Origin of the sequence: Algoriphagus aurantiacus, from assembly GCF_035156405.1 — a bacterium.
GTDB lineage: Bacteria > Bacteroidota > Bacteroidia > Cytophagales > Cyclobacteriaceae > Algoriphagus > Algoriphagus aurantiacus.
Genome location: NZ_JAXRUT010000006.1, coordinates 236,445 through 245,537, shown reverse-complemented (window position 1 = coordinate 245,537; position 9,093 = coordinate 236,445). Strand labels below are relative to the sequence as shown.

The following is a 9,093-nucleotide window of genomic DNA, read 5'->3' as shown; positions in this document are numbered from 1 at the left end:
GAAAACTACATGGCTTGATTTCCTATATTTGGTCATAGCCCAAATATAAGCATAGCTACTAGCACATGACCACCTGCAAAGCAGGTGGATTTCTAAGTTGAATTAAAATTCCTTCTTACCAGTTCAAGAAATTTTAAGAGTAAAGCATCTGGTTTCCATATTTCGTCCCCACGGTTGATCTTTGACCGATTGATCTCCACTAAAATCAACTCTATTCTTGAATGAACAGATGTGAGATATTGATAGGGTTCCTCTTTCAGTTCCTGATCGATGAGTCTGAGTTGCTCAGCCACCTCCTTGAAGTTACTTATGGCTATTACTTGATTCTCATCGAAGTGGCAGAAAAGTCCATTTTCAAAAATCAGCTCAACATCCTTATCATCCTTACAAAAGAAATCATAAGTGAATTCCAGGACATATCCTTCTGCACCGTTGCTTTCCTTGATAAAATGAATTTGTCCTGACGTGATCGTTATTGTTTCGTGTTTCGCAAGTTTGAAATCATGTCCATCTATCTGAACAATAAGACTACCCTGCCTACACCAGATCAACACATATTTAATGATCCGTCTAGGTTCAACTAAATCAGTTTCAGATAAACGAAAGACACTTACCAAGAGAAATTATTGATTAAAGTTTCGATTGAAAAGGCAGCAGTTCTGGATACCTCTAAAATAAACTTATATACACATGGTGTTACTGGGGAATTAGCAAGTCACCTAACCCTTGCAAAGATGGCAACAATATAGAAAAGTTGGCGAAATTCTATATCAAACCCCTTTTGGTCAACGCTTAGATATCAATCATGCCCTAATGTATTTATTTGCAATAGAGCCAGGATTATAAAACCTGATAAGGCTAAATTAAGAATTTTGCATCTTGTATCAGTCTTAACTTGAATAGGAATCGCAGAATCACTCACTTATACGGGAAATTCCTCTTTTCTTTTTTTAAGCACCGCTTGAGTATGCTGTAAAGTAAGGCTGGGTTTAATCAGTTTCTTAAAGAACGGAATCGGCGGTTTTCCTGCTGCTATCCGACTGGGCCAGTCCGGGTTGGCCAGTGCTGCCCTGCCTATAGAAATCAGGTCTGCCTGTTGGCTTGAAACCAATGATTCTGCGATTTGTATGTCATGCAGCCCCCCGTTGGCGATAACAGGTACACCTGTTATTTTTTTCGCCAAGCCACTGGAAGAACTTCCGTCCTCATACAGGCATTCCCTGGCCCAATTCCCTCCCTCTGCTGCTACATGTAGATAATCCGCATGCAGTTCTTTCAGAACAGTAAATATTTCTGCTGCAGTAGTCGATCCACCCGGCCATCGATAGGTGAGATCGTTTACTTTGCTTTCCGATAGCCTGATCCCTACTATAAATTTTGCGGGCACCGCTTCTTTCACAGCAGTATAAACTTCCATCAGAAATCTTAGCCTGTTATAAGTATTGCCCCCATACCTGTCTGACCGTAAATTGGTGTGCGGGGTAAGAAACTGATCGAATAAATACCCGTTGGCAGAATGCAGCTCCACACCATCAAACCCAGCTTTGCATGCTAACAAGGCTGCTTGGACATACCCCTTCTTGACTTCTGACAGGTCTTCCTCAGACATTTCCTTGGGAATCGGAAATGGTCCTGTCATCCCTCCCTTTTCGGTGGATCTTAGTCCTTTGGGCTGAACAGCGGAAGGGGCGATGGTTTTTGCACTGCATTGGGATAGCGATCCTCCGTGCATCAGTTGGCCTATGATCAGTGCATTTGAGTTATGGACTCCAACTACCACCTTTTTCCAGCCTTCCATCTGTTCCTGATTTACCAAGCCCGGCTGATTGAGGTCAGTTTGACTAAAAACACTGTCGGTATAGATTCCTTCAGTAATTATTAATCCAAAACCTCCCCTGCCAAAGGCTTGGTAGTAGTCCACCATCGCTTCGGTAGGAACTCCCTTTGGCGTGGCACTTCTTCTGGTCATGGGGGCTACCACCAAGCGGTTACTGAGCCTATGCCCTTCTAATTGAATATGATTAAACAAGCTGTTTGTTGACATGGTATTGAATTTATTTGGAGTTCAAATTTCCGAATAACTCCACCAAGCCACGTATAACTAATTTAACTTAATTGCTTAAACTAGTTTAATATCCGACTAAGTCCCTTTCCTTATCCTAATTAGCAAAACAGAAGTAATGCCAAAATAGAATGTGATTTTTGGGGCATGCGCTGTGAAGAGATTTGCCATTATAGATTATGCCATCTGTCTTCCTATTATTTAAGGAGCCAAACATAGTGGTCTCTGCCAAAGAATTTCACTATGCTGTATTCCTTTACAGCAGCCCACTTTATGGGATGCATTGCATTAATCTGGGATTTTCACTTGGCACAGGCTATAAATACAGCAAGAAACGGGTTTTTCCAACTAGGCAGTAGCTTGATCTTTGATCATATAAATACCTTTAGACAGATGCATAAATCAAGCGAACCTTCTATCCTATATTTTGGAACCCCTGTAGTGCTGATCAGCAGTGAAAATGAAAACGGCACGTATAATCTTGCGCCAATTTCTTCAGCCTTTTGGTTAGGCTGGCGTTGTATTATCGGAATTGGCTCTAACACTAAAACGGCTCAAAATCTGAACAGGAAAAAAGAATGTGTCATCAATTTGCCTTCCATAAATGAAGCAGGTATTGTAAATCGGTTGGCGATGCTTACAGGCTGCGATCCTGTGCCTGCAAGAAAACTGGAAAAAGGGTATCGCTACGAACCAAATAAGTTTGAAATAGCTGGAGCCACGCCAATGGAGTCTGACATTGTTTCCATTCCCGGTGTAAAAGAATGCCCTGTGCAACTTGAAGCCATTGTTAGTGCTATTAATCCTATTGGTGAAGATGAGGTAGCTTTAAAAAACCGAATAGTTTCTATTGAACTTAAAATTTTGAAAATACGGTTGGAGGAAAACATCCTTATGGATGATGATCCCAACCATGTCGACCCTGATAAATGGAGGCCGTTAATAATGAGCTTTCAGCAGTTTTACGGTCTGGGAAACCAGGTTCATCCATCAGCACTTGCACAAATCCCTGAGCATTTGTATCGACAATCTGCTCATCCTGAATCAAACTGAGAACCCTTTCTATTAATAAACAGGTTAAGTTAACAGGGAGTGAATAAGCTGTTTGCTGACATAGTTTGAATTAATTTATAATTCAAATTTCCAAACAGCTTAATAATTCCCACATAACTAGTTTAATGACTTACTTTAAGCTGGCTTTCCTTATTTTGCTCAGAAACACAGGAGTTATCCCCAGATAAGATGCTATATATTTTTGTGGCATTCGCTGTTCCAGATTAGGATACTTTTGTATTAAGGCATTATATCGTTCCGCTCCGGTCATCGATATAGCGTTAAGGATCCGTTGATCCTGAGCCATACATGCATTCTGATGAAGAATTCTCCAAAATCTTTCAAAAGCTGGAATATCTGCATACAGCTGATCTAGGCTTGCTCTATCAAGTTGAATCAAAATAGAGTGTTCGAGAGCCACTATATTTCTGGAAGCAGGTTTCTGTAAAATAAAACTGGTAGAATCAGTGATCCACCAATCTTCAAGGGCAAAATGGAGTGTATGGTCATTTCCTTTTTCATCCATATAGAAAGATCGGAGAAACCCTTTGCATACGAAGCTTTCATACTGGCAAATATCTCCCTGCTGCACTAAATACTGTCTGGGTAATATGGTGCGGATGGTAAGCAAAGAATGAAAATAATCCTGCTCTTCCTGTGTCAAATGAATTCGTTTTAAAACATGGTCAAGCAATAACTGAAACAAGGCTGATTCTTTCTTGGAATCCATATCGTTTAATTATGGAGTAAATTATCGGGATTGTTGGAATTAAAACGAAATTAACCCGTTTTAAGTGAAGGTAAAGTGGGCAATTGAGGATATCTGAAATCCACCTCAAAAGTCAAAGGGAGGCCACAAATTCCAAGGCGTATTCATGATTTAGTTATAAAACCCAGATTTTGATTGTTAATAATTAAGATAAGTCCATTTATTTAAATTAGCCACCAACGTATCAACTTGTATAATATGAAGAATTCTACATGCTTTTTTTAAGGAGTTGGCTTTAACAAGCAGATAAATTTATTGAAGACAGAAGGAGGAATTAAATAAACTAGTGAATATAAAATAAGTGAATAAACACAATGGACGAACAAAACATTCAATTAAAGAGAAGCTTTCAAGCTATAAGCGACACAATTCAAGATCCCTACAAAAACTTTATCCTTGACACCATCAATGATCATTGCTTGAGAATCGCTATTATGAATGGCGATTACAAATGGCACTATCATGAAAATACCGATGAACTATTTATTGTACTTGAGGGTGAACTCAAAATTGAAATCAAAGACAAGGATACTGTAAATTTAAAAGCCGGGGAGTTTATAAAGATTCCTGCCAGAACAATCCATAAAACAAGCACCCAAATAAGGACAGTAAATCTGACCTTTGAGAAAGATTTGGGTGACACAATTTTTGTGGAATGATTCAGGATCCTTATTTATCTGGTAACAACTGGCTTGAAACTAAAACTTTTAAGGGTGTCAAAAAGCAGGGAGATTTCCATCCCCTGCTTCTTTTCAAATCTCAGGATGTTATTTGCATCCGGGCAAAAATAATCCAGCTTAAAAAAGAAGGAATTGTCAAATCCTCTTCCAAATAATTTCAGATTAAAAAAGATCGCATCAAAAGCCAGTCCATCCTTTTTGACCCAGTAGTAAGGCAATCCCAGGCCAATCATCGCGACATCACCTGCCTTTACGTTATAAGTTTTGGATCCCACATCAAACTCAGCATTGCCACTACGGATATAAAAAATGCTGCAATAGTAACTTCTATAAACACTGCCATCCAAAAAACCCTTGTCTCCTGACATCAAAAAGGAAGGATAAGCACTTGAAAAATCAGTACCCTGTACCTGCTTGACCGGATCTGTAATAAGCTGGGTCATAGGATTGATCTAAGGAAGAAAATTATAGATAGGAAAACCTCTTTAATTTAAACTTACTGCTTCACGGCTACTGCATCAATCTCTATCTGCATTCCTTCCAAAGCTAGTTTTGGTACCGGAATAAGTGTATTTACAGGAAAGTTTCCCTCAGGCCAAGCCATTTCAAACTCTTCTACAATAATGGCCAGTTTATCCTGATCGTGGTCCACGACCAATGTGGTCACCTTGACCACCTCATTGAGTGAAAGCCCTTGTGATTCGAGCGCTTTCGCGATATTGAGCAACACTTGTCTAACCTGATCCCTAAAGCTGGGATCTAAGGTGCCTTGAATATCTTTCTCTCCACCCTGACCCGCTATAAAAAAAAGGGTCTTTCCTTCGGGAACAATTGCCACATGTGAAAACCCAAAAGGAGCCGGGTTGAACAGGGATGTTGGATTGGCTAAATTCTGTGCTGATGTGGATTGGACTGCCATATAAAGTGTTATTAAGATTAGGTATTTCATAGACTACTTAGATATTAAACTGACCTACCCGATATTTTCCAGGCACAGGTCTGAGAACATGATTAATGCGGTTCCAACCATTGATGTGTAATACTAGGACGGTGAGTGCCATGATCATTTCCTTATCAAAATACCTGGCAAGTTCCGAATAAATCTCATCAGACAATCCGTATTTGCCAGGTTCAGTGATGGCTTCCGCAAATTCTAAGGCTGCCCGCTCGGAATCGGAATAATAAGGACATTCCCTCCATGCCGGCAATGCATGGAGTCTCATCTCCTCTTCGCCCATCGATATAGCTTCTTTGTGATGCATATCCAGACAATAGGCACAGCTGTTAATCTGAGAAACTCTGAATTTGATCAATTCACAAAGCTTGGGATCCAATACGGATTTGGCATATTGATCAATACTGGTCAGGCTTTCATAAATAATTGGGTTGATTTCCTGAAGTGTGATTCTTGTTTTCATGTGTTTATTATTTTGTTTATCAATGGTCAGATGCCCGAAAGACGTCGGGCACGGATCTCACATTATGTAAAATCATCGCTCCCTGTAACTCTAGAGTCATGTCCGATTTGGATATAAGACAATCAAAAGGAGAAAAGCGTGACTGGATTGCTATTTTATCTTATCAGAAAAAATAGAGACCAAACGGACATTTAATAAAAAAATGGAAGCTATGATAAACAGGACACCGATCCGTTGCCTCAGACCTACAGGTTCGTTGGAAAAAAAAAACAAGCTTACCGAAACCGGGATTTCGATTAAAATTAATATTGACCTAAGTCCCTAGCCTTTTTTTTGGGAAGTCCCCACTGTAAATAATAGTAGGTAAAACCGTTCTGAATATTTCGAGTAAAATCCCCAAGAACCAAAAAAAATGCGAACCGCAAATAAGGAGGGCAAAACAACCAGACTAAAGCAATGAAGGTACCTAGTTTGTACCTGCAAGCAGCTTTTTATCCATGTCACTTAAATGCTTTAGTTTCGCAGGGTCAACGACGTTGCTTATTTGGACAATTCGGTTGTCTTCCCCCATCTGAAATACGTGACAGGTTAGAATCTTCCCACGATAATAATAGATTAAGGCAGGTTGATGATTTATCCAGCCAGTACGAATCGTTTTATTTGCCAGAAAACGATGGTGCACCAAGATTGAGAGTTCTGCCACTTCTAACCTGCCTCTGCAAAATTTCTTCACAACCTTTATATTCTCGCCTCCATCGGCGGTAAACGCAATATCCTCAAAAAGCAGCGCTTGCAACCCGTCCATGTCCTTTGTTCTGATTGCTGAAACAAACTTGTCCAAAAGATCAAAATTCCTCTTGTTTTTTATTGCTGGTTTATTGAGTGGTCCATTTAACCGCTGATGCCCTCGGCTAAGCAGTTTCCGGGAACCCTCCACAGTAATACCCAATACCTCGGCTATTTCCACATGGGTATAGGCAAATGCTTCTTTCAAAATGAAAACAGCCCGTTCTTTTGGGTTAAGCTTTTCCAGCAAGACCAATATCGAATAGGAAACCAGCTCAATTCAATTCAAGGGCCAGATCAGCTTTGTCAGTAGCCACAGGCTCCGGAAGCCAGTTTTCAACTGGCTGTGTNTTAAGCTTTTCCAGCAAGACCAATATCGAATAGGAAACCAGCTCAATTCAATTCAAGGGCCAGATCAGCTTTGTCAGTAGCCACAGGCTCCGGAAGCCAGTTTTCAACTGGCTGTGTCCTGGACTTTTTCTTTTTTAGGTTAATCGCTTCATTTATCACTCCCTTTATGAGGTAGTTTTTCTGATTATCCGGCGCAATTTTTTTTGCAGTGAATTTAAATATCACTTCCTGTATAGTATCCCGTGCATCTTCTGCCGAGCCCAGTATGTTATAGGCATACGGAAAAAGCAATTATTGATAATTATTCATTGTGAAATTTGAATGTTTCTGCTACAAGACAAACAAGTATGGAAAAGTGTGACAGGAAACTAATGTCAGATGTCGGCTATGTGCAGAATCATTATCATGCGTTCCCCATACAAGATCTCTGCCTATTACTGGATGTATTTTTGCCTCTTAAGCTACATGAAAAATCCTTCCCAGAAGAAAAACTCAGGATGGAATACCTTTTTAAGTCATTCCATCCCAAATTTCATTCAATTGATTCAACCCATCTTTGAAATCAGCGCCACCCTCCACCCAAAGCCCTATAAAGGTCAATTGAAGCATAAAGTTTGGCGCTTCTTATTTCCACCAGATCCAACTGGCTTTGGAGCAGGTTACCCTGCGCGGTAATAACTTCCAGGTAATTGGCCACACCATTTTCAAACAAGAGATCCGCATTGCCTACGGCATGCTCCAGCGCCTCCACCCGTGAAGAAGCAACATCCTGCCGCTCAGCCGTCTTTTCTATTCTCACCATCGCATCAGACACTTCCTTTAAGGCAGTCAGGACGGTTTCCTGGAAAGTGTAAATTTGCTGCTCCCTTTGGATTTGTTCCGTTTGCAGATTGGTTTTCAGCCTTCTCCGGTTCAACACAGGCTGTGCGAGGCTTCCACCGACCACGCCAAATACGGATCCCGGAAAGTTAAACCAATTTACAGCTTCAAAAGCATTGAGTCCAGTGGACGCAGTGATGCGAAGTGAAGGATACATCATTGCTTTGGCAACCCCTACTTTTCCATTGGCCGCTTGCAGCCCCAGTTCGGCTGCTTTTACATCCGGACGTTCACTCAGGAGATCAGCAGGAACACCTGTTCCGATCACACTTGCCAGATTTTCCTGAAATACGCCCCGCTCGATTGAGTTAGGAGCGACTCCCGTCAATACACTGAGCGTATTTTCCTCTACCGCTATTTCCCCTTCCAGATAAGGAATCAACTGCTCTGCCTGCTTCAGCTGCGCAGTAGCCTGATCTTTTGCCAGCGTAGTGACCAATGCCGAGGTAAACTGTAGATCAATGATCTCTTTGGTCCGCATGCTGAGTTGCAGATTCTGCTCTGCCACTTCTAACTGCGCATCAAGTTTTAGCAGATTATAGTAACTTTTGGCTATGGAAGCTACCACCCCTGTCTGCAAAGCCTTAGAAGCCTCAGCGGTCTGAAGGTATTCGGCGAGGGCAGTCTGTGTTTGTCTACGTATTTTTCCCCAGATATCAGCCTCCCAGCTCAGTAAGCCCTGAAGCTGGAAATCTTCCAGACTTTTCCGCTCCAGAAATAAATCCGTACTGATCCCATTCAGGGAGTTGTCCGAAAAACGGGAGGAATTAGCCGTCACCAAAAGGTCAAATTCAGGGACATTCCCCCATTTGGCCCGCTTAAAATTCAACTGCGCCATTTCGATATTCTTCCTGGCGATCAACAGATTGTTGTTTCTTTCCAGTCCCCGTTCGATCAATGAAACGAGGTTTGGGTCAATAAAAAACTCATTCCAGAGAATTGTGGCATCGGTAGAATCCACCGATGTCTCACTACCCCTGAATGTTTCCGGAAAAACATCCACAGGCGTGCCTATGTCTTCAGATGCCTTGCATGCTGCCAGCCATCCTATCGACAGGATTATCGCTATTTTATAAATCAAGGATTTCATTTTAT

11 protein-coding genes are annotated in these 9,093 nt (G+C 41.2%); 2 read left to right on the top strand and 9 right to left on the bottom strand.

Annotated elements, in window-relative coordinates; genetic code table 11:
- Nucleotides 1–92: 92 nt before the first annotated feature.
- Together SYJ56_RS08780 and SYJ56_RS08775 are read right to left on the bottom strand one after the other, a co-directional pair.
- Nucleotides 93–617, bottom strand: coding sequence for a hypothetical protein (locus SYJ56_RS08780; protein ID WP_323833525.1), 525 nt, complete (start codon nt 615–617; stop codon nt 93–95).
- A 305-nt stretch (nt 618–922) separates the two neighbouring features.
- Entirely contained in the window at nt 923–2,044 is a 1,122-nt protein-coding gene (locus tag SYJ56_RS08775; RefSeq protein WP_323833523.1) for an oxidoreductase, read from the bottom strand.
- Nucleotides 2,045–2,305: 261 nt separating this feature from the next.
- On the opposite strand from SYJ56_RS08775, the gene SYJ56_RS08770 reads away from it, so the two are divergent.
- Nucleotides 2,306–3,115 (top strand): flavin reductase family protein, encoded by an 810-nt coding sequence (locus tag SYJ56_RS08770; RefSeq protein ID WP_323833521.1) that lies wholly within the window; start codon nt 2,306–2,308, stop codon nt 3,113–3,115.
- Nucleotides 3,116–3,245: 130 nt separating this feature from the next.
- Here the strand turns inward: SYJ56_RS08770 and SYJ56_RS08765 are convergent, their stop codons facing one another.
- Nucleotides 3,246–3,845 carry a Crp/Fnr family transcriptional regulator gene (locus SYJ56_RS08765; protein WP_323833519.1) on the bottom strand — a complete coding sequence of 200 codons (600 nt, stop codon included), beginning with the start codon at nt 3,843–3,845 and terminating at the stop codon, nt 3,246–3,248.
- A gap of 353 nt (nt 3,846–4,198) precedes the next feature.
- Between SYJ56_RS08765 and SYJ56_RS08760 the strand changes: the two genes are divergently transcribed.
- On the top strand, nt 4,199–4,543 hold the full coding sequence (locus SYJ56_RS08760) for a cupin domain-containing protein (protein WP_323833517.1): 345 nt from the start codon (nt 4,199–4,201) through the stop codon (nt 4,541–4,543).
- A 14-nt stretch (nt 4,544–4,557) separates the two neighbouring features.
- Here the strand turns inward: SYJ56_RS08760 and SYJ56_RS08755 are convergent, their stop codons facing one another.
- The 6 genes from SYJ56_RS08755 to SYJ56_RS08730 form a co-directional block, all read right to left on the bottom strand.
- Nucleotides 4,558–5,007 carry a hypothetical protein gene (locus tag SYJ56_RS08755; protein ID WP_323833515.1) on the bottom strand — a complete coding sequence of 150 codons (450 nt, stop codon included), beginning with the start codon at nt 5,005–5,007 and terminating at the stop codon, nt 4,558–4,560.
- A gap of 53 nt (nt 5,008–5,060) precedes the next feature.
- A complete protein-coding gene (locus SYJ56_RS08750; RefSeq protein WP_323833513.1) occupies nt 5,061–5,513 on the bottom strand; it encodes a RidA family protein in 453 nt (150 codons plus the stop codon).
- A gap of 7 nt (nt 5,514–5,520) precedes the next feature.
- Complete coding sequence (locus tag SYJ56_RS08745) at nt 5,521–5,982, bottom strand: carboxymuconolactone decarboxylase family protein (protein WP_323833511.1); 462 nt, start codon at nt 5,980–5,982, stop codon at nt 5,521–5,523.
- A 466-nt stretch (nt 5,983–6,448) separates the two neighbouring features.
- Nucleotides 6,449–7,018, bottom strand: a complete 570-nt coding sequence (locus SYJ56_RS08740) for a sigma factor-like helix-turn-helix DNA-binding protein (protein ID WP_323833509.1) — start codon at nt 7,016–7,018, stop codon at nt 6,449–6,451.
- 143 nt (nt 7,019–7,161) lie between these two features.
- Nucleotides 7,162–7,410 carry an RNA polymerase sigma factor gene (locus SYJ56_RS08735; RefSeq protein ID WP_323833507.1) on the bottom strand — a complete coding sequence of 83 codons (249 nt, stop codon included), beginning with the start codon at nt 7,408–7,410 and terminating at the stop codon, nt 7,162–7,164.
- A 271-nt stretch (nt 7,411–7,681) separates the two neighbouring features.
- The gene (locus SYJ56_RS08730; protein ID WP_323833505.1) at nt 7,682–9,088 is read right to left on the bottom strand and encodes an efflux transporter outer membrane subunit; all 1,407 of its coding nucleotides are present in this window, start codon (nt 9,086–9,088) and stop codon (nt 7,682–7,684) included.
- Between the last annotated feature and the right edge of the window lie 5 nt (nt 9,089–9,093).